This window comes from Marinobacter nanhaiticus D15-8W (genome assembly GCF_036511935.1).
In the GTDB taxonomy this organism is placed as follows: Bacteria; Pseudomonadota; Gammaproteobacteria; order Pseudomonadales; family Oleiphilaceae; genus Marinobacter_A; species Marinobacter_A nanhaiticus.
In genome coordinates this window covers 2,368,689-2,391,682 of record NZ_AP028878.1, presented here as the reverse complement: position 1 = coordinate 2,391,682, position 22,994 = coordinate 2,368,689, and the positions used below count along the sequence as shown (strand labels likewise).

The 22,994-nt window shown below is 58.0% G+C and carries 23 protein-coding genes; 9 read left to right on the top strand and 14 right to left on the bottom strand.

What is annotated here, in order from left to right; all coding sequences use genetic code 11:
• Window positions 1-79: 79 nt before the first annotated feature.
• The 6 genes from RE428_RS10720 to RE428_RS10695 form a co-directional block, all read right to left on the bottom strand.
• The gene (locus tag RE428_RS10720; protein ID WP_004582004.1) at window positions 80-835 is read right to left on the bottom strand and encodes a flagellar basal body rod protein FlgF; all 756 of its coding nucleotides are present in this window, start codon (window positions 833-835) and stop codon (window positions 80-82) included.
• 119 nt (window positions 836-954) lie between these two features.
• Window positions 955-2,910, bottom strand: a complete 1,956-nt coding sequence (locus RE428_RS10715; protein ID WP_004582003.1) for a flagellar hook protein FlgE — start codon at window positions 2,908-2,910, stop codon at window positions 955-957.
• A gap of 23 nt (window positions 2,911-2,933) precedes the next feature.
• The gene (locus RE428_RS10710) at window positions 2,934-3,608 is read right to left on the bottom strand and encodes a flagellar hook assembly protein FlgD (protein WP_004582002.1); all 675 of its coding nucleotides are present in this window, start codon (window positions 3,606-3,608) and stop codon (window positions 2,934-2,936) included.
• 23 nt (window positions 3,609-3,631) lie between these two features.
• Entirely contained in the window at window positions 3,632-4,081 is a 450-nt protein-coding gene (gene flgC, locus RE428_RS10705; RefSeq protein WP_004582001.1) for a flagellar basal body rod protein FlgC, read from the bottom strand.
• Window positions 4,082-4,108: 27 nt separating this feature from the next.
• Window positions 4,109-4,510, bottom strand: coding sequence for a flagellar basal body rod protein FlgB (gene flgB, locus RE428_RS10700; protein WP_004582000.1), 402 nt, complete (start codon window positions 4,508-4,510; stop codon window positions 4,109-4,111).
• A 191-nt stretch (window positions 4,511-4,701) separates the two neighbouring features.
• Window positions 4,702-5,262, bottom strand: a complete 561-nt coding sequence (locus RE428_RS10695) for a nitroreductase family protein (protein WP_004581999.1) — start codon at window positions 5,260-5,262, stop codon at window positions 4,702-4,704.
• Window positions 5,263-5,554: 292 nt separating this feature from the next.
• Here RE428_RS10695 and RE428_RS10690 point away from each other — a divergent pair, with 292 nt between their 5' ends.
• Both RE428_RS10690 and RE428_RS10685 read left to right on the top strand, forming a co-directional pair.
• Window positions 5,555-5,869: an Mpo1-like protein gene (locus RE428_RS10690; RefSeq protein WP_004581998.1), complete on the top strand. Its 315-nt coding sequence runs from the start codon at window positions 5,555-5,557 to the stop codon at window positions 5,867-5,869.
• Window position 5,870: 1 nt separating this feature from the next.
• On the top strand, window positions 5,871-7,283 hold the full coding sequence (locus RE428_RS10685; RefSeq protein ID WP_040882654.1) for an adenylate/guanylate cyclase domain-containing protein: 1,413 nt from the start codon (window positions 5,871-5,873) through the stop codon (window positions 7,281-7,283).
• A 19-nt stretch (window positions 7,284-7,302) separates the two neighbouring features.
• Here the strand turns inward: RE428_RS10685 and queF are convergent, their stop codons facing one another.
• The 3 genes from queF to RE428_RS10670 are packed head-to-tail and all read right to left on the bottom strand — an operon-like array spanning window position 7,303 to window position 9,864.
• Window positions 7,303-8,121, bottom strand: a complete 819-nt coding sequence (queF, locus tag RE428_RS10680) for an NADPH-dependent 7-cyano-7-deazaguanine reductase QueF (RefSeq protein WP_004581996.1) — start codon at window positions 8,119-8,121, stop codon at window positions 7,303-7,305.
• A 28-nt stretch (window positions 8,122-8,149) separates the two neighbouring features.
• Window positions 8,150-8,923, bottom strand: a complete 774-nt coding sequence (locus RE428_RS10675) for an ABC transporter permease (protein WP_004581995.1) — start codon at window positions 8,921-8,923, stop codon at window positions 8,150-8,152.
• Window positions 8,920-9,864, bottom strand: coding sequence for an ABC transporter ATP-binding protein (locus RE428_RS10670; protein WP_004581994.1), 945 nt, complete (start codon window positions 9,862-9,864; stop codon window positions 8,920-8,922). Before RE428_RS10670 ends, RE428_RS10675 begins: the two co-directional genes overlap by 4 nt.
• Before the next feature lie 278 nt (window positions 9,865-10,142).
• Between RE428_RS10670 and RE428_RS10665 the strand changes: the two genes are divergently transcribed.
• A complete protein-coding gene (locus RE428_RS10665; RefSeq protein WP_004581993.1) occupies window positions 10,143-11,270 on the top strand; it encodes a hypothetical protein in 1,128 nt (375 codons plus the stop codon).
• 73 nt (window positions 11,271-11,343) lie between these two features.
• Here the strand turns inward: RE428_RS10665 and RE428_RS10660 are convergent, their stop codons facing one another.
• The 3 genes from RE428_RS10660 to RE428_RS10650 all read right to left on the bottom strand — a co-directional run bounded on the left by RE428_RS10660 (window position 11,344) and on the right by RE428_RS10650 (window position 13,847).
• Window positions 11,344-12,684: an HD-GYP domain-containing protein gene (locus tag RE428_RS10660; protein WP_004581992.1), complete on the bottom strand. Its 1,341-nt coding sequence runs from the start codon at window positions 12,682-12,684 to the stop codon at window positions 11,344-11,346.
• Window positions 12,685-12,842: 158 nt separating this feature from the next.
• Window positions 12,843-13,430: a hypothetical protein gene (locus RE428_RS10655; protein WP_004581991.1), complete on the bottom strand. Its 588-nt coding sequence runs from the start codon at window positions 13,428-13,430 to the stop codon at window positions 12,843-12,845.
• Window positions 13,431-13,580: 150 nt separating this feature from the next.
• Window positions 13,581-13,847, bottom strand: coding sequence for a PilZ domain-containing protein (locus RE428_RS10650; RefSeq protein ID WP_004581990.1), 267 nt, complete (start codon window positions 13,845-13,847; stop codon window positions 13,581-13,583).
• A gap of 277 nt (window positions 13,848-14,124) precedes the next feature.
• On the opposite strand from RE428_RS10650, the gene RE428_RS10645 reads away from it, so the two are divergent.
• Together RE428_RS10645 and RE428_RS10640 are read left to right on the top strand one after the other, a co-directional pair.
• Complete coding sequence (locus RE428_RS10645) at window positions 14,125-15,141, top strand: Fe(3+) ABC transporter substrate-binding protein (protein WP_004581989.1); 1,017 nt, start codon at window positions 14,125-14,127, stop codon at window positions 15,139-15,141.
• 72 nt (window positions 15,142-15,213) lie between these two features.
• Window positions 15,214-16,914: an ABC transporter permease gene (locus tag RE428_RS10640; RefSeq protein WP_004581988.1), complete on the top strand. Its 1,701-nt coding sequence runs from the start codon at window positions 15,214-15,216 to the stop codon at window positions 16,912-16,914.
• A gap of 37 nt (window positions 16,915-16,951) precedes the next feature.
• On the opposite strand, the gene RE428_RS10635 is transcribed toward RE428_RS10640, so the two are convergent.
• Both RE428_RS10635 and RE428_RS10630 read right to left on the bottom strand, forming a co-directional pair.
• Window positions 16,952-17,428, bottom strand: coding sequence for a YiiD C-terminal domain-containing protein (locus tag RE428_RS10635; protein WP_004581987.1), 477 nt, complete (start codon window positions 17,426-17,428; stop codon window positions 16,952-16,954).
• Window positions 17,429-17,606: 178 nt separating this feature from the next.
• Window positions 17,607-19,274, bottom strand: a complete 1,668-nt coding sequence (locus RE428_RS10630) for an AMP-binding protein (protein ID WP_004581986.1) — start codon at window positions 19,272-19,274, stop codon at window positions 17,607-17,609.
• A 329-nt stretch (window positions 19,275-19,603) separates the two neighbouring features.
• Here RE428_RS10630 and RE428_RS10625 point away from each other — a divergent pair, with 329 nt between their 5' ends.
• The 4 genes from RE428_RS10625 (at window position 19,604) to RE428_RS10610 (ending at window position 22,889) form a co-directional block, all read left to right on the top strand.
• On the top strand, window positions 19,604-19,996 hold the full coding sequence (locus RE428_RS10625; RefSeq protein ID WP_004581985.1) for a hypothetical protein: 393 nt from the start codon (window positions 19,604-19,606) through the stop codon (window positions 19,994-19,996).
• Window positions 19,997-20,208: 212 nt separating this feature from the next.
• Entirely contained in the window at window positions 20,209-21,174 is a 966-nt protein-coding gene (locus tag RE428_RS10620) for an ABC transporter substrate-binding protein (protein ID WP_004581984.1), read from the top strand.
• Window positions 21,175-21,195: 21 nt separating this feature from the next.
• Window positions 21,196-22,098 carry an ABC transporter permease gene (locus tag RE428_RS10615; protein WP_004581983.1) on the top strand — a complete coding sequence of 301 codons (903 nt, stop codon included), beginning with the start codon at window positions 21,196-21,198 and terminating at the stop codon, window positions 22,096-22,098.
• Window positions 22,095-22,889, top strand: coding sequence for an ABC transporter ATP-binding protein (locus RE428_RS10610; RefSeq protein ID WP_004581982.1), 795 nt, complete (start codon window positions 22,095-22,097; stop codon window positions 22,887-22,889). Before RE428_RS10615 ends, RE428_RS10610 begins: the two co-directional genes overlap by 4 nt.
• Window positions 22,890-22,994 lie beyond the last annotated feature (105 nt).

Below are 22,994 nucleotides of genomic sequence, written 5' to 3'. Positions count from 1 at the left end.
TGTCTCCTGCGTGGAATCGATCCTCGAAACGGCGAAAACTTGCCGCTTTTCGGTCATCCTCTCCGGCTAAATCCGGCTATTAACCAAGGTTTTGCAACAGCCGTGCCGTCGCGTCTGAATTACTTTTTGCGGTCTGCATGACCTTCACCTGCATCTCATACTGACGAGCAAGTTCAAGGTTGGAGATCATCTCCTCCACCGCATTGACGTTGGACGCCTCGAGAAAACCCGATTCCACACGAACGTTGACATCGAGCGGCTCGGCGCCATCGATGGCCTGATCCGGCTTGCGACGGATGAATCCGTCGGTCCCTTTCATCAGGGCATCCTGTGGCGGATTGACGAGTTTCAGGCGGTCCACCTGGACCAGCTGATCGGGCGGACCCCCAACCGGGACGATTGATACGGTGCCGTCCTGCCCAATGACCAGGCCGTCATAGGGGGGCAGCGCCACAGGCCCACCATTGCCCAGGACCGGCTCACCCGTTGCCGTGCGCATGAGGCCGTTGACGTCGACACTCAGGCTGCCCGAGCGCGTAAACACCTCCTCGCCTGTCTCGGCCTGCACCGTCAGCCAGCCCTCGCCGCCAATAGCGACGTCCAGGCCACGACCGGTCTCCATCAATGCGCCGGCAGAAAGGTCGGTACCCGGGCGCTCGGTCATGGCATAGGCACGGGTCGGGAAGTGCTCGCCGTATACCGGCATACTCCGGGCCTGGGCAAAGTCCCGCTTGAACCCGGTGGTGTTGACGTTCGCCAGGTTATTGGCATGGGCCTGCTGTGCCAGCATGGTCTGCTTGGCACCGGACATACCGATAAAGATGGATTTATCCATGGGAAAACTCCTGCCGGATTTTTGACTCTTGATAGAGTCATTGCAGGAGTCGTGCCAGAAAGTGAAGAATCCGCAGCAGCTTTGGCCTCAGGGGCTCACGGCTGCTGCGGAAAGGAGGTTTAGCGGAGGTTGATAATCGTCTGGGTGACGGAATCCGAAGTCTCGATGGTCTTGGCGTTGGCCTGGTAGTTGCGCTGGGCAATGATGAGGTTCACCAGTTCCGCCGAAAGATCGACATTGGACTCTTCCACGGAGCTGGCCTTGATCGCGCCGAGCGTACCGCTATCCGGCGAGCCGATAATGGGCTGACCGGATTCAAAGGTCTCTACCCAAGTGGTTTCGCCCACCGGCGACAAACCTTCGGCGTTGCGGAATGTTGCGAGGGCAACCTGCCCGAGGGTCTGGGACTGACCGTTGGAGTAGCGGGCAAACAGCACCCCTTCGTTGGATACGTCCAGGCCACTCAGGCGACCGGTGGTGTAGCCGTTCTGGGACTGGTCGTTGACCGCAAACTCACTGCCGTACTGGGTCGTCTCGTTCAGCTCGATCACAAAATTGGAGCTGATAGGGGGATCCGGAATCGGCGTGGTTCCACCATTCGCCACCAGGCGCGGGCCATCGGCGCCGTTCGGATCGCCGTTTGCATCCCGAGGCGTCCAGTTGGAAATCAGGATTTCACCTTCGGGATCACCGTTGACGCTTTGCAGCTCACCTTCTTCGTTGAACAACAGGTCGAATTGCGCCATGGTCGGCTCGCCGCTGGCATTGGGGGGGTCACCCACGTTCTGGCCATCGATCTGGACATACATCGACCAGACACTCCCCTGGTTCACGCCGGTTGGCGGCTCCTTGACGAAATACTGGGTCATCACATGAGGATTGCCCAGACTGTCGTAGATCGTGGTCGACGTGGCGTGGTTGTAGGTACGCTGGTCCGTCGGATCGAACGTGTTGCTGGTGAACGCCGTTGGCGTTACGCCGTCGAGTATGGTGGTTGTGGATGGCGCCATCGGGGTCGCGGCCAGCTGGACATCGCGATCCAGCGTAATGCTTACCTGCCCGACCTGTGTGGACGGGTTGGTGCTGTCGTTGGATAACGCGCCACCGCTACTGAACGCCATGGCGCCGCCATCGCTATTCACGTCTTCATAGCTCATGCGCAGGGTATCGCCGCGACTGGAGATCAGGCGCAGCTCGCCAGTGGATGTGATCGTGGCGTTGATGCTGCTCAGGGAAGAGCCATTGATGTCGTCTGCCAGTTGCTGCAGGCGTTCGGCATTGGATAGCGGGTTACCGCTGGCATCGGTGTCCTGGAGGGTGAAATCGACGCCTTCCAGGGTAAAGATGTCGTCCGCCTGGATTGAGGTGCCATCCAGCAACACTTCGGTTCTGGCAGAGGCGCTCACGCCTTCTTCCTGGCTCAGCGTGTTGGCAATTTGCCGTGCGGAGCTGTCGGCCGCGACTGCAACGTCGCGTGTCGTGCCGTCCGGATAGGTCAACGTCAGCGTCTGTTCACCCGTGGAAGCGCCTGGCGCGTAGCTACGCGTCGAAATACGCGTGCCGCTTTCGGCGAGGACCGCTTCGCGGGAATCCAGATTCAGTTCGGAAGCAATGTTGGTGGTCCGCCGCGGCGCAAGGTTGTCGCTGTCGATAAACAGATCGCCCCGCACACCCGACAGGTTACCTTCCTCGTCTGCCTGGAAACCCTGAACCCGCATCCCCTGGTTGTTCACCACAAAACCATCTTTGTCGATACCGAACTGACCGGCGCGGGAATATCGCACCTCGCCATTGTTGTTCAGGATAAAGAAACCATCGCCATTTATGGCCAGGTCCAGGTTATTGTCGGTAAAACTGATATTACCCTGGCCGAATTTCTGCGCCACTTCCTGAACACGCACGCCATCGCCGATCGGGTTATTGCCGGCGGACATGAAGCCACTGGCATAGAGATCGCCAAACTGAACGCGGCTTCCCTTGAAACCGACCGTGCTGGCATTGGCAATGTTGTTGCCGGTGACATCCAGATCCACGGACGCGGCGCGTAGACCGCTAAGACCGATGTTGAACGCCATACTTCACCTCACCTTTAATTCTGTTAGTTAATCTGCCGCACGTCTGACAGGGCAACCGATCCCATACCTGCCAGATTAAGGGTTACACCGCCGCTGGTGCCCAATGAGACGCTGTCCACATTGGCGCTGACCATCGTGCTGAGCTGTTCGGTTCCGCCGGTATAACTGGCATTCGCCTTGATCAGATAGGTGCCCTCCGGCATATCGTTGCCGCTGGCATCCTTTCCGTCCCAGCTGAAGGCTTTCTGGCCGGACTGGGCGGAACCCAGGTCAAGCTGACGCACCAACTCGCCGGAGGAGTTCATGATGTCCACGCGCAGGCTTGATGTGGTGGCCGGTACCTCAATGGCGCCGGTTACTTCACCCGAGACCCCTAGTATGCCGGTCTGGGACGGAACCATGACGGTCCGGCCCACCATGGCGGAGGCCTGCAGCGCCTGGGTGGAACGGAACTGACCCACCACGTCCTGGACACTGCCGGACAGGCCCTGCATTTCTTCCAGCGAACTGAACTGCGCCAATTGGGCGATGAAGTCGCCGTTGTCCTGGGGTTCGAGTGGGTTCTGGTTTTTCATCTGCGCCAGCATCAGCTCCATGAACTCGTTCTTGCCGAGTTCGCTGGAGGCTGAATTCTGCTCGCTCTGTATCTGGTACTGACTCAGTACATCAGAGGCGGACGTGCCGGTAATCGCGCTCATGGTTTACTCCTTACTGAGTCGGCTTAAGACTGGCCCAGGGTGAGGATGCGCTGCATCATCGACTTGGCCGTGTTCATGACATCCACATTCATCTCGAAACTGCGTGAGGAGGACATCATGTCCGCCATTTCCTCGACGACATTGACGTTGGGGTAATACACGTAACCGTCCTCATTCGCGGCCGGGTGATTGGGCTCATAACGCATCTGCAGTTGGGCATCGCTTTCAATGACCCCTTCCACCTGTACACCGGCGGAGGCGGCACTCCCCGGTCCCCAGCCAGAACCAAATCCGTCCTGGTTCATCATGTCCTGCTGGATGGCGGCGAATACCGGCTTGCGCGCACGGTAGGTTTCATCGGTGCTTGAACTGGCGGTTTCCGCATTGGCAATGTTGGACGCTGTGGTATTCAGTCGCAGGGACTGGGCGGTCATGCCCGAGCCTGCGATATCAAAAATGTTGCCGAGTGACATGTTGCTTATCCTCTACCTGCGAAACCGTTATTCACCGGTGATAGCCTTGGACAGGCCGGTAAACTTGCTGTTGAGAAACTGGAAGCTGGCCTGGAAGTCCATGGCGTTGCGCATGAAGCGGGCCTGCTCCTGCTGGGCGTCGACAGTATTGCCATCCAGCGAAGGCTGATGCGGATTGCGGTACATCAGCGCCGCGCGTTCGGACATGGCCGCAGCGGTATCGATATGCTGATCGTCGGTCCGGGTCATGGCCAGTCCCTGGGACTGCGCCTCGGCAGCACCGAGGGCTGCGCGGAAATCGATGTCCCGCGCCTTGAACCCCGGGGTATCCGCGTTGGCCAGGTTATTGGCCAGCACTTCAGCCCGCTGAATCCTAAGATTCACTGCCTGCTCGTGCACGCCCAGGGCATTGTTGAAATTGATGGCCATACCGTCTCTCCGCGGAGTTGCCGAAATCGTCTACTTGCGAGAGCTAAAGCAACAGTGATGCCAGGTTGAAAAAAACCCGCTGATTAAAGGGCTGGAGCGGACGGAAGCGTATGGCGGGCGGGATGGAGATGGATGGAAAGCGGTAAAAGCGGCAAGGGCTTTCCCCTGCCGCGTTGCAGGGGCAAAGCGGCTCAGGCGGACGGCCAATGTGCCACGAAATCCTTCGGCTCCGCCGGACTGATGGTCGGTTTATTGACGGTGGGTGTGCCCACATAAAGGAAGCCGGTGATCGATTCGTTGTCTTCCAGCCCAAGCCCTTCCCTGACTGCCGGGTGATAGGCGACCGGCCCGGTTCGCCACATTGCTGAGAAACCACGGGCTTCAAGCGCCAGCATCAGGAAGGCCATTCCACACCCTGTGGATAGCGTTTCTTCGATGGCCGGCACTTTCGGGTGATCCTGATGGCGAGCAATTCCGATGATAATCATCGGCGCCCGATGGGGCATCTTCCGCAGCTTTTCCGCCTTGGGCGCCAACGGATCGGACGAATCCGCAGCACGTTCAAACACTCTGCCCAACGCGTCTAGCCCCTCACCTTCGATTACCAGGTATCGCCATGGACGAAGTAACGCATGATCGGGGGCCCTCGCCGCACAGGCAAAAGCCTCCTCAAGTACCGCGGCGTCCGGGGCCGGTTCAGCGAGCTTGGGCTCGGACGAGCGGTTAAGAATCGATTTAATAATCTCACTCATGTCGTATCCCGGTGTTGTTATGACGATATACAGGCTGATCGCCGCAGATCGCGCTACAATTGAGCCAGTTCGGTATTACTGCTAACCTTGACGGGTATCCGTATAATTGCCTATGCCACATTCAGGGCTGAGCGCATGTGCAATTACTCGGAGAAGCAATCCGTGCCTATGTACCCTTTTCCAAACCATCTGGGTAACAAACCCTTATCCAGGGTATGGCCCGAGCAGACGGTACGGGTTTAGGTTAGTCGATGCCCTGCACACTATAACAACAAGTTGCCGGCGGAAAGTCATGACCCAAGACACCCGTGAATTCAACAGCTTTGCCGACTTTTATCCGTATTACCTGAAGGAGCATAGCAACCCGACCTGCCGTCGCCTGCACTACGCAGGCAGCATACTGGTCATAGCGATACTGCTCTACGCTATCGTCACCACACAATGGGCTTTCCTACTCCTGCTGCCCGTGGTGGGCTACGGTTTTGCCTGGCTGGGGCATTTCCTGTTCGAGAAGAACCGTCCAGCTACGTTCAAATACCCGCTGTACAGCCTCATGGGCGACTGGGTCATGCTTAAGGACATGCTGACGGGGCGAATCCGGTTTTAGAATGATGAACGCACCACTGGTCAGTGGCAAAACACTCTCGCTGGACTCCCAGAGTAAACCGGTCGTCATTCCGCCGATGCCCGATTACAACGGGCGCGTGCTGGCCTATGTCGGCGCGGCAGCGATCATCTTCACCGGGCTCAAAACCCATACCTTTGCTGAGTGGCTGATCTGGCTGATCCCCGGGGCGCTGCTCTGGCCTCACACAGTCCATGTCCTAACCCGCCGAACCTTTTTCAGGCATTCCGCACGCATCCGTCACAAGATGCTGCTGCTCGATTGCGCGATTGGTGGCGCCTTCGTAGGTACGATCGGCCTTATCGCCATGCCTTCGCTCTCGGTAATGATGATGTTGATGTTCAGTTGCATGCTGGTTGGCGGCATGCGGCAATGGCTGTTCGGCATTCTCTGGCTGACGATCGGTGCCTCTGTCGGCGTTGCCCTCAATGGCATAGCACCTTCACTCCAGGCCCCCTTGCCGCTGAGCGTGGTCGCGCTATTGTCGACGGGGCTTTACATCTGTATCACGGCGCTCTATGCCCACCAGCAGGCCCGTGCGCTGATGACCGCAAAGTCCCAGATCCAATACCAGCGCGAACAGTCCATCGCCCTTTCCCACAAACTGTCCAAGTACTTGTCTCCGCAGGTATGGCAGTCGATCTTTACCGGCGAACGGGATGTGCGGCTCGAGACCCAGCGGAAGAAACTTTCTATCTTTTTCTCGGATATCAAGGGGTTTACCCAACTGTCCGAGGAAATGGAACCCGAGGCCCTGACCGAGCTGCTCAATCACTACTTCAACGAAATGTCCCAGGTTGCCCTCAAGTACGGCGGTACCATCGATAAGTTCGTTGGCGACTCGATCATGATCTTCTTCGGCGACCCCACCAGCCGCGGCCCACGGGAAGATGCGCTGGCTTGCGTGTCGATGGCGATCGACATGCGCAAGCACATGAAGATCATGCGCCAGAAATGGCGCAGCCAGGGTATCAAGACGCCGCTGGAAATCCGCATGGGCATCAGTGCCGGCTACACGACCGTCGGCAATTTCGGGGCAGAGAACCGGATGGATTACACCATCATCGGCAAGGAAGTGAACTTGGCCAGCCGCCTGGAATCGCTGGCCGACCCCGGCGAGATCCTGATTTCCTACGAAACCTTCTCGCTGATCAAGGACAAGATCATGTGCCGGGATAAGGGTGAGATTACGGTGAAAGGATTCGGGCGTCCGGTACCCATCTATGAAGTGGTCGACTTCCGCCGCGACCTGGGTACCGAACGCAGCTTCCTGGAGCACGAACACGCCGGTTTTGCCATGTACCTGGATTCGGACAAGATCCGTGGCAACGAACGTTCGGACATCCTCCAGGCGCTGGAAGAGGCGGCCGACCGGCTGCGCCAGGACGACGACTAGGCTCGCCCCGTCGTCTGCTTCATTGCCTCAACAGACGCGGCATCGGCGGTTCATGGAGATCGGTGCTGCGCCAGGGATTGATGTCCAACCCACCACGGCGGGTATAGTGGGCGCTAACGGTTAACGACTCCGGCTGACAATAAGTCATCAGGTCAGTGAATACCGTTTCCACGCAGTGTTCGTGAAAATCCTGTTTCTGCCGGAACCCCACCACATAATGCAGCAACGCTGCGCGATCAATTTTCTTGCCGGTGTAGCGGATCAATAGACTGCCCCAATCCGGCTGACCGGTCACCGGGCAGTTACTCTTGAGCAGATGAGAACACAGGGCTTCGCTCACCTGCTCCTCGCCCGTGTGCAGACGATCAGGACACGGCGTATAGCTTTCCACCTCTATAGGCTCGTCGTCGATGAGCTCGAAGTCATCGGGGCGCGAAACGATAGTCGCCGGCTCATCGACCGAATAAAGCTCCACAGAAACGACTGATCCAGACGCGCTCGAAAGGTCGTGTTCGATGCGCTCGCGGACCTGGTCCGCATCGGAAAATACTTCTTGGTTGAACGAGTTCAGATACAGCTTGAGCGACTTGGACTCAACGATAGACGGCGACGCGGCCGGCACACGAATCACACCCCAGGCCACCGCCGGTACGCCGTTGGGCCGCAGCCAGGACAACTCCCAGGCCTGCCAGAGATCGGCACCAAACCACGGCCAACGGCCATCATCCAGACCGATGCGCCGGCGGTTGTCCTGGCGCGGTACCGGGAAGAGCAGTTCCGGTGCGTAGCGTTCGGGGTATTCGCTACTCTTGCCCAGTGGGGCGTCGTGCAATGCCATAAACGTGTCCTGTCAGCGGCCAGTGCCGTCAGTGGCGAATGCCCTTGCCTCGGGCCAGCATTCGCAGGGAAAGAACGATCAGCAGGGTAATGAAGACCATGATCATGGTCAGCGATATGCCCACGTGAACGTCAGAGAAACCCAATATCCCATAGCGGAACGCATTTACCATGTACAGGATCGGGTTGATCATCGATACGCCCTGCCAGAAATCCGGCAATAACTGTATCGAATAGAATACCCCGCCGAGATACGTCAGCGGCGTGAGCACAAAGGTTGGGACGATGGAGATGTCGTCGAATTTCGTGGCCAGCATGGCGTTGATGAAACCACCGAGGGAAAACAGCATCGATGTCAGCGCGACGGTCAACACGGTCACCAGCGGATGGTGCAGCGACAAATCGGTGAAGCCAAGGGATAGCAAGGTCACGATCAGACCAACCCCCAACCCGCGAACCATGCCGCCCGCAACATAGCCGGCCAGGATGACATAGTTGGGTACCGGCGAAACCAGCAGCTCCTCGATGCTGCGCTGGAACTTCATGCTGAAGAACGACGACACCACGTTCGCGTAGGAACTGGTGATTACCGACATCATGATCAGCCCCGGCACGATGAAGGACATATAGTCGTAGCCTTCCATCTGCCCGATCCGAGAGCCGATCAGATTGCCAAAAATTATAAAGTAAAGCGTCATCGTCACCGCCGGCGGCAACAGCGTCTGCGGCCAGATCCGCGTGAAGCGCCGGATTTCCCGTACCACGATGGTCATGAACGCCGTCAGCTTGGCCTGGGGACTCATGACAGACCTCCTTCTTCAGCGTCCTCGTTATTTTCCTGAACCATTCTGAGGAACAGCTCTTCCAGCCTGTTGGCCTTGGTGCGCATACTTACGACACGCACCCCCTTCAGATCTAGCTGACTGAAAACACCGTTCAGGTCCTGCCCCTGGCGAACATCCACCTCGAGCTGACCATCACCATTGAGTCGGGTTTCAAAATCAGGCAACAGCGGCACCTCGTCCAACGGCTCGGCGGTATCCAGCAAGAAGGTCTCCAGGCTGAGCTGCTTGAGTAGATCCCGCTTGCTGGTGCTCTGGACGATCCGGCCATGATCGATAATGGCAATATTCCGACACAGGGCTTCAGCCTCCTCCAGGTAGTGTGTGGTGAGGATGATGGTCGTGCCCTGTCGGTTCATCTCTTCCAGGAATTCCCACATGGATCGACGCAGTTCGATGTCCACGCCGGCAGTGGGTTCATCCAGGATCAGCAGGCGCGGTTCGTGAACCAGGGCCCGGGCGATCATCAGGCGGCGTTTCATACCGCCGGAGAGCATGCGGGCCGGCGATTCGCGCTTGTCCCAAAGCCCCAGCTTGCGCAGGTAACGCTCGGCGGACGCCTTTGCCTGGCGCGGGGGGATGCCGTAGTAACCTGCCTGTGTAACGACGATATCGAACACCTTTTCGAACTGGTTGAAGTTCATTTCCTGGGGCACGACACCGAGGTTCATCTTGGCCGCCGACAGATGCGTATCGATGTCATTACCGAACACCGATACCTTGCCTCCCGTCTTGTTCACCAGGGAGCAAACAATACCCAGCGTGGTGGACTTGCCGGCGCCGTTGGGCCCCAGCAAGGCGAAGAAGTCCCCTTCCTTTACGGTGAGATCGATACCCTTGAGTGCTTCAAAACCGGAATCGTAAACCTTGCGCAGGTTCTCGATCCTGAGTGCATCCGTCATCGGCGATGGCCTGTATCCATGAAAATATTGAGAGAGCAGAACGAGTCTGGCAATTCGGCGTGATCCGCATTATCAGGTGTCCCTTCTATAGTGGCGGACCCGCCAAATTCAACCCTTTACGTCCCGAAGGTCATTCGGATCACGGTCGGCCCATGACTTTGGCAAACTGCGACAGGCGTCCAACACGGGCTCTGCTCCCGTCCCTATAATCAGAGCCAAACAACGAAAGACTGCGGCAAGCCCTGACCGCGGCGAACCATGGAAAGAACGACAAGACTATGCGACTCAAGCCCCTTGTGTTGATCTCCTCCCTGGCCCTATTGCAAGGCTGCGGTGGCGATAGCGGCGGTGGCGACGATACTTCGACCGGCCAGCTTACCCTGTCGGGCGTCGAGGGTCTCGCCTACCAGACGCAAAGCCAGACCGGGGAAACGGATGCCAACGGTCATTTCAAGTACTATCCTGGTGAAACCGTCAGCTTTTCAGTCGGAGATCTGCCGATTGCCTCGGACGTACCGGCAGACGACATCATCACGCCGTTGCAATTTCTCGCAGAGACCCGTGAGGCTCTGCGCAATGCCATCCCCGACGACCAAGGCCTCCTCAGTCACAGACCAGTCGAGCGACAGGTCATCGATAACCCGACCCTGGTCAATATCACCCGCTTCCTGCTGGCACTCGACGACAACCAGTCCATTGCCGATGACGACAACGTCGTCATTACCGACCGCGTGGTAAGTCAACTGAACGAGCAACTCAAAGCGCTGGCCACCCCGATCGACTTTGCCCAACCTGTCAGCACATTCGCCGTGGCGGATATTGGTGAGGCAGACGATGACAGTGACGATCAGTACTCTCCTGTCAACCAGTTACTGCGCGACATCTGTTTCCAACCGGAAGGTGACGAACTGTGCGAGGACCCGCCAACCCAGGCAGAAATCGATGCAGCGCCGGAACTGGCCGAGGACGAAGTACGGGACCCCGACATCGAGTACAAGATCGACCTGGAGAACGAACGGGAGCGCATACTCAACGCCATCCGGGAGGTCAACGATATTGATCTCGACGACGTTGAGGAATACCTGCTGCGCGAACTCGATCGTATCACCACGGATCGGGCCAACGACTATTACCTGAGCAGCGTAACCGCAAACCTACCGGCGACGGACACCCGCATCAAGGACGTCATCCTGAAAAAAGTCGGTGGAAAGCCAGATCTGCTAAAGATCGAAGCAAAAAGCACCAACCCTTCAGCGGTGGTGGTCCACAGCTATAACGCACAGACGCACTCGGTGGAGTATTTCGTTGCTGGGGAGGCCGGGGAAGAAAGTAACCTGATCATCAACTTCCGCCCCGCGGACGACTACCGCTGGTTACGCAAGCCTTTGCGGGTAGTGATCGAATAGATATCGGGCAGCGGTTCCGGCGTGTAACGCGGAAAACGAAGAGGAAGTGGTGGCCACCCGCATGGTGTCGTAGCTACCCCATCAGGTGGCGAAGACTCCAGCGCGAGTTGGCACCCGTGACCTCGAAGTGACGCGGATCCAAGCCCTCGGCTCCAAACGGCAAGCAATGGCTGACCGACAAGACCTGCTCCGGCTCGCGCCCTTCGTTGAATTCTGACAGGTTTACGATGCGGGCTGCCTTTAATGGCTTCTGCTCCATATCAGTCATGACCATGACCTGGGGCCAGAGACGACGTCCCCGGGAATTGGATATCACGGCGCCTCGCTGGCCATTGCTGAGCTGGACGAGCGTGCCGGTGGGATAGATGCCAATGGATTGGATGAAGTGCTCGACGAGGTCTTCCTGGAACTCGATATTGCGAAGTTCGAACAGATGAGCCACTGCCTGGGCGGGGGTCATGGGTGTATGTTCGCCCCGCGGCTCGACCAGGGTTTCGTAGTAATCCACCAGCCCGGCTATTTTCGCCAGCAACGGGATGCGATCACCCCGCACTCGCCCGGGGAAACCTGAACCATTGTGCCGTTCACGGTGATACTGGACGACATTGATGACCGCACGGGGCATACCTGCCTGCTGCAGACGCTGAACCCCCTTCTCGACATAGGTTCGAAACTCGGCATAGTCGTCGACATCGAGCATCGTGTCCTTACGTACTAGTTGCACAGGAAGGTCGAGCTTGCCGATGTGGCAAAGTAATGCGCCGAGGGCCAGGTTGTTCAGGGCATCGACCTCCAACCCCATATGGCGGCCGCAAACCAATGCCCAGACAGCAGCATTCAGCGAATGCCGATAACTGTGATCATCGTGCTGGCGTAGCCGGGCAACCCAAAGCATGGCATCCGGATTCCGGACCACACTGCCGGCCATCCCTCTGGCGACTCGCGACAGAACACGGAAATCGGGCTGCGCCCCGCCCCGGACCTCACGCTCAACCAGCTTGAGAGCCTTATCCACGTCCTTTAGCAGGCGAGTGCTCTGGCGGGCCTCTTTCTTGAGCGTCGAGGCGATCGGATAATCTTGGCGATTACGCACCTGTATGGGCGGTAACTGCACGATATCCTGATCGATGCGTTTGGCGCTACGGCGGGCAAAGATGGGCGCACCGGACGTTTCAAACTCCGAGGTATCACGGGTTTCCGCCACATCCACCATCACCCACTTGCAGAATGACGTGAGCGAGCGGATATCGTCTTGGCTGCGGACATAGAAGCCCTGGATTGGGAACGGGGTCTGGTGCCACGGACGATCCAGATCGGACACGAACGCGCCAACCGTCAAATCATGAACCGCTACCTTTCTCTGGCGGACACCCACGACGTACCTCGAGCCCAGCAAATTGATCGACGCTTCCATTCTGATCATCCCAATCCAAGACACAATTACGATTTTGTACTCGCCTGCAACCGAGACATAACAGTTCGTTACAGACCATATCCGCGTGCAACAAAACGTAGCATCGAGAATGGCTTATCACTGAAGGCGTGACGTCCGTCACAATCCATGCGCAGGCTCTAGTCCTTGGCGCAGATGCCATTGTCGAATTCCGGCGGGCGGGAGGAAAGACTGTCTCGTGGTGCACGTCGGACGCTGATGCTGTAGGGCACCACTGAGGTCCGGAGATAATCGCGGTTAACGGCCTCTCCCCCGACCAATACCTCGGTATCATTCGGCTTGCAGGCCACAAGGAGCCGCACCTGGCGATCGAGTTCCAGCACCCGATCGGCATTGGCGATGCGCATACACTGAACGCCGGCACCGGCAGGCTCTCCGCTGGCAGCCTCCAGGTCCTGTTCCGGATCGCCGCAAGCAACGATCCCCTCTCCACAGGCGTCGGCATGGGGTGTCCGGTGTGAGGCGTCCTTTAAAACCCAGGTTCGTGTACTGCACTGGGTTTCCAGACGGATCGGCGTGGCCTGGTCCGAGGCTAGCCACCAATCGGGGTAGTCGGCTGTCGTCCAGGTCACGCGGAACTGACGCGCCTCCCCTGCGGAGTTAGCGGCACTGAAAACACCATAGTGGTTCTGGTAAGAGGCACAGCCCCCGAGAAATGCGCTTATCAACAGGGAGACTGTAGTCAGCGGCAGGCAATTCCGTTTCATCGTTCGTCCATGCGGCGGATATGGCAGTGTGCAACTATGCCATATCCGGATACACCGTTATGACGAGCTTTTCACAGCTCGAAGCTCAGGTCGATGAGCCTTGAAGATTGCAGGCGTCCTGAAATCGAATGTATCCGATACGGAAAGGTTTCAGAGATTGATGAACTGGAGCCCGAACCCGTCAACCGTCATTCGTACCACTTCCATTTCCAGAACGGGAGCCGGTACCGGCAAACCCTGGACCTGGACTTCGACACGGTCGCCGATCGCGGGCAATTCATCCTCTTCGGCAACGACGAAAATGCCACCGTCCGAGATGTCACGGGTATTGTAGATTCGCCGCCCGAGCGAGGGGTGGGTAACACTGACCTGCGCATTCAACGCAGTACGGATATGGGCTCGTCGATCAATTGACATTGTTGGGCTCAACTACAGCATTGACAACAGACAACACTTGGCGGCCCGGAGCAGGCTCGCCAATTCCTTGTTTGCTGGTGAGCATAGCACTAAACGCAACAGGTTCGCCTGTGATTATTTGCAACGAGGTATTTGATTTATTCAACTATAATAATGAGAATACGTTCGTTTTATAACAGCAATCACAGTTAATCGGCACGCATCGCATTCCCGGTGAAGCCGTTGACAGTGAATAATCAGAATAATCTCTCATAGCTTTACTAGGAGCACCCGATCGATGCTAAAGCACACGATGACCGTTGGTTTGACCACACTCCTCCTTTCCGCCCCAATGAGCGCCAGCGCAGCGGATGAAGTCAACATCTATTCCTACCGTCAGCCCTATCTGCTCGAGCCGCTACTCGAAGCATTCACAACGAAAACCGGAATCGAAACCAACGTCGTCTTTGCGAAATCAGGACTGGCCGAGAGGCTTGAACGCGAGGGCCGTAACAGCCCAGCAGATGTCGTCATGACCGTCGATATCTCGCGACTGAATGAACTGGTCGAGCGCGGCCTCACCGCGCCCCTGGAAACCGATGTTCTGTCAGAGGATATTCCCGAACAGTACCGTCATCCCGAAGGCAAATGGTACGGCCTTACCACCCGTGCCCGTCTGATCTTTGCCTCCAAAGAGCGGGTCGAACGGGGTGAAATCACGACCTACGAGCAACTGGCGGACGACAAATGGGAAGGCCGCATCTGCACCCGAAGCGGTAAGCACCCGTACAACATAGCGCTTATTTCGTCGATGATCGCCCACCACGGTGAGGCGGAGACCGAAGAGTGGCTGCAAGGGGTCAAGGACAACCTGGCACGCAAGCCCCAGGGCGGCGATCGTGACCAGATCAAGGCCGTAGCGGAGGGGGTCTGCGACCTGGCTATCGGCAATAGCTACTACTACGGCAACATGCTGCAGGACGAGAACCAGCGGCCGGCGGCCGAAGCCGTCAACGTTGTTTTCCCGAACGCCGATGGCCGCGGCGCCCACGTCAATATTAGCGGCATGGCCCTCACCAACAGCGCGCCCAACCGCGACAACGCCATCAAGTTCATGGAATTCCTGACCACGCCGGAAGCCCAGCGTATCTACGCCAAGGTCAACTTCGAATATCCGGTCAATCCTGCGGTGCAGCCGTCGGAGCTGGTTGCGAGTTGGGGTGACCTGAATGCGGACGAGCTGTCCCTGCAGACGATCGCAGAAAACCGGGAAGCCGCCGTCAAGATGGTCGACCGGGTCAATTACGATAACTGATCCGCGCGCTGGATTGCCGAACCCGGAAGGTCTGGTAGACTCCGCGCCTTTCGGGCAAGGCAACACATTCTTATGAACCAGGCGGCAAACGGCCTACTTATCGGGGCACAGAGTGAGCTCCACCAGACAAAGATGCGTTCCGGCACGTCCAAACGCTGGGTCCTTTCGGCCGCGTTTACAACCGCGCTGGTTGCACTCCCCGTGTTTGCGGTCCTCTACCTGGCCCTCTTTCCGGAAGAGAATGTCTGGCCCCACCTGATCGACACAACCCTGCCGATCTACCTGTCGAACACCTTCAAGCTCATGCTTGGCGTATCGATGATCACCTTGGTGATCGGCATTGCCACGGCCTGGCTGGTCACCATGTGCCAATTTCCGGGCCGGCGCTTCTTCGAATGGGCCTTGCTATTACCTTTCGCGGTACCGGCCTATGTTATCGCCTATGTTTACACCGACCTGTTGGATTACGCCGGCCCGGTGCAGGTATTCCTGCGAGACCTCTTTGGCTGGCGAAACGCCGCCGACTACTGGTTTCCGTCTATCCGCAGCGTGACCGGCGCTACCCTGATGATCGGCCTGGTGCTCTATCCCTACATCTACCTCCTGGCCCGCGCCGCGTTCCTGGAGCAATCCCCGTCCCTGTTTGCCGTCAGCCGCAGTCTGGGACAGTCAGCTTTCGGCACCTTTTTCAGGGTAGTCTTGCCGATCGCCCGGCCTGCCATTGCGGTGGGGCTTTCATTGGTACTGATGGAAACCCTCAACGATTTTGGCACCGTCGATTTCTTCGCAGTCAATACGCTGACGGCAGGTCTGTTCGATACCTGGATGAACCTTGGCAACCTCGGGGGCGCGGCCCAAATCGCTACGGTAATGCTCAGCTTCGTGCTGATCCTGGTCACGCTCGAACGTTACTCGAGGAGACGCCAACAGCAGTATGCTGCGAGGGACCTGCGTCATCCCCTGCACCGTTTCCGGATCTCCCGGCCGCGGCAAGTACTGTGCATTGCTGTCTGCGCCATTCCCCTGGTACTCGGCTTCGTGATCCCGGCATTAGTCTTGGGGTACTACGCCATCGAGTACTTCGCGGAGAGCTGGACCGCGACCTTCGTTGAAAATGCGTTGAACAGCCTTTTCCTTTCGGGCGCGGCGGCAGTGATGACACTCGCTATCGGCTTGCTGTTGGCCTACAGCCGACGCCTCCACGATACCCGCGGCATGCGGGTCCTGATGCGCTTGTCCAGCCTGGGTTACGCCATGCCCGGCGCCGTCCTCGCCGTCGGCGTCATCGTTCCCTTTGCCGCCTTCGACAACTGGCTTGATTTACGCATGGAGCGCTGGTTTGGCTGGAATTCGGGGTTGCTGTTGAGCGGAACGGCCTTCGCTATCGTGTTTGCCTACACCGTGCGATTCCTGGCTGTATCGGCGGGCAGCCTGGAAAGTGCCCTGCAGAAGATCACCCCCAGCATGGACATGGCTTCGCGCTCCATGGGTGTGCCCGCAGGGAAGACACTCGTGCGGGTCCATTTGCCAATGCTCCGCGGGACGCTACTTACCGCAGCATTGGTGGTGTTCGTGGATTGCATGAAGGAATTGCCGGCCACGCTCATCCTGCGGCCCTTCAATTTCGAAACCCTGGCGACTTACGTCTACCAGTTCGCGTCCGATGAGATGTTGCGCCAGAGCGGCCTACCGGCCTTGGTAATCGTCGTTGCGGGTATTGTACCGGTCATTGTGATGAGCCGGTCGATCGCCCAGTCCAGGGAGTTCCACTGAGCCGGCCATCCACAAAAGCCTGGTTTCACTATCGCGCTCAGGTGTCAGGGCCGTCTTCGCCCTTGATCACGACGAAGCGGCCGCTGAAAGTGGCGGCGGGAAAGGCCGAACCACCCTCATCTACGAATACCGTCGACTCCAGACAGACACGTCCCTTGCCCCTGCGCTCGACGCTTCGCGCAAAACGCTGCATATCCTCTTCCGAGGGCAAGGTACAGCGGGCGTGGAAGTTGTTGCTGACCGGCAGACCATAATCCATGGTGCCCGATTGAATGATTACCCGCCCCATGAGTCCACGCGCCTCAAGCCAGAGCTCAAGCAGCGACCACGCAGCCGTCACGGCAACGGCGTAGAGGCTGCCACCAAAGCCGGTTCCCTGGTGATTGTGGTTCGATGCAAGGGGCGCGCGGGCGATGATACTGTCGCCGGTATAGTCGGAGAAGGTTACGCCCAGGGCGCGGGTCAGGGGGATTTCTTCGTTGATGCGCTCTTTCAACCGGGCAAGCTGGGCCATAGGGATCGTCCTCCTTTACAGTCAGTCTAAGCTGCATGAGAACCTCACCCAATTCGACCAAAGGCTGGCCAGGGAATTCCATTGTCCTTAAATGCAAGGAAGGCCTCCGGGGAGGCCTTTTGCTAACGATCGATGGCCCATACTCCCGCAGGCTGCAACCCACCGGAGCTCGTCAAAGTTACTGCCAGATCACCGGCTGCTTCTGGGCATACCAGCTATCGGTGTTCGCCTTGTACGCGTCCTCGACCATGTTGCGTTTGAGCTTCATCGTCGGGGTCAGGAAATCGTTCTCGATCGTCCACTCATCCTTGACCACAGCGATAAACTTCAACTGCTCATGGGGGTCCACTGCATTGTTCACATCGCTGAGCAGCGAAGCGAAACTGGTTTCGAGCTCCTTGCGGAAAGCGCTATCGGCAGTCTTTCGCTGGGCGTCCTCGGACAGCATAACCAGGCAATGGGGCTGAGGATAGTTGGCGCCGGATACACAGACCATCTCGATATCGGGGTGACTCATCAGGCGATTCTCGATCGGCGCTGGTGCGACGTACTTACCCTTGCTGGTCTTGAAGATTTCCTTGATACGGCCGGTTAGCTTCAGGCGCCCCAGGTCATCGATCTCACCCTTGTCACCGGTACGGAGATAACCGTCTTCCGTGAATGTTTCGCGGGTCTTCTCCTCGTCCAGGTAGTACCCCATCATGGTAGCCGGGCTCTTGACCAGCACTTCGCCCTCCTCGCTGATCTTCACATCCACCCCCGGAAGCGCTTCGCCCACGTAGCCGGTGCGCGCCCTGCCGGGCTTGGTCATATGGGAATAGGCAAAGTTCTCGGACATCCCATAGCCTTCCAGCAATTCAAGTCCCAGCCCCCGATACCACTCGAGAATATCGTGGGACAGCGGCGCCGAGCCGCTACCGGCAAACTTGACGTGTTGCAGCCCCAGGTTGGTCAGGATCTTTTTCTTGATGACGCGATTAAGTAGCGGGATACGCAGTAGCCTCTCCAGCTTTTGCTGTGGCAGTTTCTCGAACACGCCGTGCTGGAACTTGGTCCAGATCCGGGGCACCGCGAGGAAAAGCGTGGGCTGGGCCCGCTTGAGATCCTCTACGAAGGTATCCAGGGACTCGGCAAAATAGAGCTGGAAGCCGCGGTACATCGAGCCCAGTTCGACCACGAAACGCTCGAATACGTGAGACAGCGGCAGGTAGGACAGCATCCGCTCGTTGGCGGAAACCTCCAGCGCTTCAGTGCCGCCGACGGAGGCGTAGCCAAGGTTGGCAAAACTCAGCATGACACCCTTGGGCCGGCCGGTGCTGCCCGAAGTGTAGACGATGGTAGCCAACTCGTCCGGATCCCGGGCCACGTTCTCTTTCAGCGGTGGATACTTGGCAACAATCTCATCCCAGGTCTTGAAGTCATTCTTTGGACTCAGCGGATAAGAGATGCAGTGGACCGATTCCGGCACGCCGGACTTCATGGAGTCCCAATCATCCAATTTGCCGACAAACAGGACCTCACACCGGCTGTGATCGAGTACGTAGCGCACCGTATCCGCGTTCAGCGTGGGATACAGCGGTACGGAGATATGGCCGGCCATCCAGATCGCCCAATCCGACATGATCCACTGGGCACAGTTTTTCGAGAGGATGCCTATGCGGCTCCTTTCCGGCAGGTTGAGGGATTTCAGGTAAGCCGCCATCCGACGGGCCTCGCCAGCGGCACGCCGCCATGTGTATTCCACAACGGTGCCGCCGCCCATCGGCTGCGTCATGTAGATATCTTCCGCCTTGGCGGTTTCCCAGTGGTAGATCATGTCGAGTGGAAGTTTGTTCTTGGTATCCATGAACTTTCCTTGCCTGCTTATTGGTGTTGTTGTTTCATCTGTTGCGAAGGCTGGACGGTGGCACCGTTGCCGCAGTGAGGATTACCCGTCCTGTCTTACTTTTTGAGCCCTTTGCCTCGTTCCGCCGAAGCGTGTAGTCCACGCAATTTCAGCACACCTCAATCCGTCAGAATGTGACAGGTATTCAACTAAATCACGATAGACACAAATCCCTGGCTTCACAAATGGAATACCTTGGACCGTTTGGGACAGATGTACCGAGGGGGATGCAAACGGCGCCTGGTTTAGGGCACGATAGGAGCCGAATCGACAACAAATAGAAGCGGATGATGAGTTTCGATCGCAAACCCACCATGTACGTCTGCGTTAGTTGCGGCAAAGGCCTGATGGATCCGGTCTCGCGTCTGGACGAACCTGACGCCGCGGACCGTTATCAGTGCAGTTACTGCGGACAGAAAGCCACTATCCCACCATTGATGATTAGCCTTACCCAGATCGGCTCCTGCATTGCCGGCCTCGGTTTTACGCTCTATTTATTGTTCCAGCATCTGAACGCCGCCCTGAAAGCATTCCAACTCGATACCCACGCAACCCTGATGCCGGACCTCCTGCTCACCGGTCTCGCCCTTATGTTCATAACCGCATTTGGTTATACGGTGTCCAAAGCCGTCCAGAATCTCAGGACCCAGTTGCGCTACCGTCACGTTCGCTCGTCCTCCTGACCCGGCTAACCGGCTTACCTGTAAAGCTGCGGCTTCCCACTAGGGAGCGAAATCAGACTTCTGTGGTAGAATCCGCAGCTTTTCGGCCACGCGGTCGACCTAGCTCAAAGATTGCGTACAACAATGTCGTGACTGCCCTGCCAGATCCGGGGCCTCAAATATGTCCAGCGGACGATAAGAAACCTTTCCCAACAGACCGGGAGTACAAGCGCATGACCAGCTCAACCCTGAAAATCGCTTTTTCGGCTTTTCTGTTCCTGCTTGCCTGCGCCGTGCAGGCCGACCCCAAAGTCGTCGCCGTCACGCAGATCGTGGAACACCCTGCCCTGGATGCGGTTTACCAAGGCGTCAAGGACCAGCTCAAGGAAGAAGGTTACGAAGAAGGCTCTGACGTAACCTATATGCACGAAAGCGCCCAGGCCAACACGGCTACGGCATCCCAGATCGCCCGCAAGTTCGTCGGTGAGCAGCCTGACGTTATCGTGGCCATCGCAACCCCATCTGCCCAGACCGTTGCCGCAGCCGCGCGCAATATTCCCGTTGTTTTCTCCGCCGTCACCGACCCAGTAGGCGCGCGCCTGGTTTCCAATATGGAAAAGCCTGGCAAGAACATCACCGGGATCACAGATATGCTGCCGCTGGACGAGCACCTGGATATGGTCCTGCGTGTAACCCCCGATGCCAAGCGAATTGGCACCGTCTATAACCCGGGCGAAGCCAATGCAGTCGCCCTGGTCAACCAGCTCGAAGAGCGCCTGCAGGCTCGGGGGCTGACCCTGGTCAAGGCTGCAGCTACCAAGACCTCCGAAGTTCTTGGCGCGGCCCGCTCACTGGTCGGTAAAGCAGATGCCATCTACCTCACCACCGACAACACCGTCATTTCCGCTGCAGAAGCGGTAATCTCCGTAGGCGAAAGAGCCGACATCCCCGTCTTCGCTGCTGACACGGCCACGGTTTCCCGAGGGGCCGTCGCCGCTATCGGATTCGACTACTACGACGTCGGCCGTCAGACCGGCAAGGTCGTGAGCCGCATCCTGTCCGGCGAGAATCCCGGAGAGATCCCGATCACCGGCGTCGAGGCCCTGTCCCTGCATGTGAATCCCGCTGCGGCTGAGCGCATGGGCATCCAGCTGTCGCCGGCAATCATCGAAGAAGCCGAAGAAGTCGTCGAGAACTGATACACACCGTAAGAGACGTTTATGTTGAGCGAAATCGCCCTCTACGGGGCCTTTGAAACCGGCCTGATCTACGGCCTGGTTGCCTTTGGGATTTACCTGTCTTTCCGGGTGCTCCATTTCCCCGACCTGACAGTGGACGGCAGCTTCCCCCTGGGCGCTGCCGTGGCCGCGGTACTGATCATTGGCGGTTACAATCCCTGGCTGGCTACCGGAGTGGCGATTCTTGCAGGCATGGCGGCGGGCGCAGTGACCGCCATCCTGAATGTAAGACTCAACATCCTTAACCTGCTGGCCTCCATTCTGACAATGATCGCGCTCTATTCGGTCAACCTGCGCATCATGGACAAACCCAACATCGCTCTGCTGACCGAGGACACGGTACTCACCCCCTGGTACGACCTGGGTCTGGAGTTCCACGAGGTTCCGGTCCTGCTGTTCTTCATCGTGGCCATGGTCGTGCTATTTCTGCTCTGGCGCTTCATGCAGTCCGAAACTGGGCTGGCAATGCGAGCAACCGGAGCCAACCCCCGTATGGCTCGCGCTCAAGGCATTGCGACCGGCTGGATGATCATCCTTGGCATTGCCCTGTCCAATGGACTCGTGGCATTGGCAGGCGCACTGTTTGCACAGAGCCAGGGCGCGGCCGACGTGACCATGGGTGTGGGCGTCATCGTCGTGGGCCTGGCTTCCCTGATTGGGGGTGAGGCCGTAATGGCGCCGCGTAACGTACTACGCGCCCTGCTGGCCTGTGTCATCGGTGCCATCCTCTACCGCATCGCCATAGCCCTGGCCCTGAACGCAGACTTTATCGGTCTGAAGACCCAGGACCTCAACCTGATCACGGCCGTGTTAGTCACCCTGGCCATCGTGCTGCCCAACGCCCGGCACTCCATCAAGAACTTTCTCTCCCGGAGCCGCGCATGATTAGTGCTACCGACCTCAAACTGACCTTCGGCAAGGGTACGCCGCTGGAGAATCCTGCATTGCGCGGGCTCAGCCTGACGGTAAGCCAGGGCGAGTTCGTTACCGTGATTGGTAGCAACGGTGCGGGCAAATCTACTTTACTCAACGCCCTGTCCGGTGAAGTGATCGTCGATAGTGGGCGGATTGAGGTGGACGGCGAAGAGGTTACCCGCCTACCCACCCACAAACGTGCGGGAAGGGTCGCCCGGGTATTCCAGGATCCGCTAGCGGGAACCTGTGAGGATCTGACGATCGAGGAAAACATGTCGCTCGCCATCCGCCGTGGAATGGGCCGGGGTCTCGGAACGGCGGTTAAAGCCCGTTACCGCGAGCGTTTTCGTGAGGGACTTGCCAGCCTCAACCTCGGGCTGGAGGATCGGCTGACCGACAAGATGGGACTCCTGTCCGGCGGCCAGCGTCAAGCAGTTAGCCTGTTGATGGCCAGCCTCAATCCCTCTAGCATCCTGCTTCTCGATGAGCACACGGCAGCGCTGGATCCACGCACGGCTGCGTTCGTCCTGGACCTGACCCGCCGTATCATCGAAGACCAGAAGAAGACGGCCCTGATGGTCACTCATAGCATGAAGCAGGCGCTGGAAGTCGGCAGTCGCACGGTGATGCTGCACCAGGGTCAGGTGGTCTTCGATATTGCCGGCAAGGACCGTGACGGCCTGAAAGTCGCGGACCTGCTCCAGCTTTTCGAAAAGCAGCGCGGACTGGAAGTCAGCGACGACAGCCTATTGTTGGGCTAGGGTCCTGCAGCCCTGACCTTGAGCCTTCAAAGAAAAAGCCATGGCGATGCGCCATGGCTTTTTCTTTTTTTAGCTTGCCCGGTGTGCCCGGGGCTTTAGTTCGCA

Coding starts and splice junctions, on each gene's coding strand:
- RE428_RS10720 (WP_004582004.1), bottom strand. CDS start 835: ATGGATAAATCCATCTTTATCGGTATGTCCGGTGCCAAGCAGACCATG.
- RE428_RS10715 (WP_004582003.1), bottom strand. CDS start 2,910: ATGGCGTTCAACATCGGTCTTAGCGGTCTACGCGCCGCGTCCGTGGAT.
- RE428_RS10710 (WP_004582002.1), bottom strand. CDS start 3,608: ATGAGCGCGATTACCGGCACGTCCGCCTCTGATGTACTGAGTCAGTAC.
- flgC (WP_004582001.1), bottom strand. CDS start 4,081: ATGTCACTCGGCAACATTTTTGATATCGCAGGCTCGGGCATGACCGCC.
- flgB (WP_004582000.1), bottom strand. CDS start 4,510: ATGGCCATCAATTTCAACAATGCCCTGGGCGTGCACGAGCAGGCAGTG.
- RE428_RS10695 (WP_004581999.1), bottom strand. CDS start 5,262: ATGAGTGAGATTATTAAATCGATTCTTAACCGCTCGTCCGAGCCCAAG.
- RE428_RS10690 (WP_004581998.1), top strand. CDS start 5,555: ATGACCCAAGACACCCGTGAATTCAACAGCTTTGCCGACTTTTATCCG.
- RE428_RS10685 (WP_040882654.1), top strand. CDS start 5,871: ATGATGAACGCACCACTGGTCAGTGGCAAAACACTCTCGCTGGACTCC.
- queF (WP_004581996.1), bottom strand. CDS start 8,121: ATGGCATTGCACGACGCCCCACTGGGCAAGAGTAGCGAATACCCCGAA.
- RE428_RS10675 (WP_004581995.1), bottom strand. CDS start 8,923: ATGAGTCCCCAGGCCAAGCTGACGGCGTTCATGACCATCGTGGTACGG.
- RE428_RS10670 (WP_004581994.1), bottom strand. CDS start 9,864: ATGACGGATGCACTCAGGATCGAGAACCTGCGCAAGGTTTACGATTCC.
- RE428_RS10665 (WP_004581993.1), top strand. CDS start 10,143: ATGCGACTCAAGCCCCTTGTGTTGATCTCCTCCCTGGCCCTATTGCAA.
- RE428_RS10660 (WP_004581992.1), bottom strand. CDS start 12,684: ATGGAAGCGTCGATCAATTTGCTGGGCTCGAGGTACGTCGTGGGTGTC.
- RE428_RS10655 (WP_004581991.1), bottom strand. CDS start 13,430: ATGAAACGGAATTGCCTGCCGCTGACTACAGTCTCCCTGTTGATAAGC.
- RE428_RS10650 (WP_004581990.1), bottom strand. CDS start 13,847: ATGTCAATTGATCGACGAGCCCATATCCGTACTGCGTTGAATGCGCAG.
- RE428_RS10645 (WP_004581989.1), top strand. CDS start 14,125: ATGCTAAAGCACACGATGACCGTTGGTTTGACCACACTCCTCCTTTCC.
- RE428_RS10640 (WP_004581988.1), top strand. CDS start 15,214: ATGAACCAGGCGGCAAACGGCCTACTTATCGGGGCACAGAGTGAGCTC.
- RE428_RS10635 (WP_004581987.1), bottom strand. CDS start 17,428: ATGGCCCAGCTTGCCCGGTTGAAAGAGCGCATCAACGAAGAAATCCCC.
- RE428_RS10630 (WP_004581986.1), bottom strand. CDS start 19,274: ATGGATACCAAGAACAAACTTCCACTCGACATGATCTACCACTGGGAA.
- RE428_RS10625 (WP_004581985.1), top strand. CDS start 19,604: ATGAGTTTCGATCGCAAACCCACCATGTACGTCTGCGTTAGTTGCGGC.
- RE428_RS10620 (WP_004581984.1), top strand. CDS start 20,209: ATGACCAGCTCAACCCTGAAAATCGCTTTTTCGGCTTTTCTGTTCCTG.
- RE428_RS10615 (WP_004581983.1), top strand. CDS start 21,196: ATGTTGAGCGAAATCGCCCTCTACGGGGCCTTTGAAACCGGCCTGATC.
- RE428_RS10610 (WP_004581982.1), top strand. CDS start 22,095: ATGATTAGTGCTACCGACCTCAAACTGACCTTCGGCAAGGGTACGCCG.